At 36.4% G+C, this 940-nt stretch carries 1 protein-coding gene; it reads right to left on the bottom strand.

Features of this window, described 5'->3' with window-relative positions; translation table 11 throughout:
- Window positions 1–276: 276 nt before the first annotated feature.
- A complete protein-coding gene (locus AC1DWN_RS34385; protein ID WP_477563290.1) occupies window positions 277–657 on the bottom strand; it encodes a nuclear transport factor 2 family protein in 381 nt (126 codons plus the stop codon).
- Between the last annotated feature and the right edge of the window lie 283 nt (window positions 658–940).

Raw genomic sequence — 940 nt, 5'->3', positions numbered from 1 at the left:
CAGTACATCTGTACAAAATCATTTATTTTGTGAGCATGTAACCTCGTAGATACCAAAACACACTAAACGAATAGAAAGGCCCTACACGCCATTTTCCCTTTATGATCGAATTTGAACTTCGACCTATAAAAAGAAAGTGGTTTGTAGGGCCGTTTATATGCTTCTGAAAAGGTTTTGTGTGTAGACATGTTCATAAAAATGGGAGTTTTATTCAAATGTCCTTTATTGAGCTATCGTGTCCCGTTAGCTTAATCATGCGATGTCTCATCAAGTTATTTAACTATAATCTTCAATCAATGATATTCTTCCTTCTTTAATTCCAAATACTGACTTCCCTTTTAGTTGAAGCGTATCTCCAATCATTAATCCGTTCAAATCAACAGCCAGTATTGCTTTATAATCAATGTATATTTCTACTCTGTCATCTATAGCACTGTAATTGGTAATTGTCAGACGACGACTTGAGAAAATCTTTGACGACTTTTCTGCCAGTTCTTTAAACTCTTGTATTCCTCTGGTCTCTGTGTTAATTTCACCATTGGAAAAATTTCTAAACAAAATATCCTTATGCAAAAGTTTAACCATACTCTCGACATCAAATGAATTGTAGGCCTCAACATATTTTACGATGATTGCTTGGGTTTCTTCACTAATCATAGTCATACTCCTCTCCTCTTCTCTTCTCTCTTAGATTGTACTCTATCCGTATTCTTTAGAACTGATAGTTTTTCCTTTTTTTGAAACAAGCGTCTGAAAATTGTAGTCGAGTAGAATGCAGGCCTACCATTTTGTAGGTTTGACCTGCAAGCCCTCACAGATCCGTACGTGCCCAATTAAGGCATACGGCTCTTCAAATCATCTTACTGAACAAAGGCCTTAGCCTTGCGTTTCCCATAGATATTCACATAAATGCGAGGTTCCGGTAATGGGTTTCGTTTTA

This window comes from Paenibacillus sp. P4_A7, from assembly GCF_056402455.1.
This window is presented reverse-complemented; position numbering and strand designations above follow the sequence as displayed.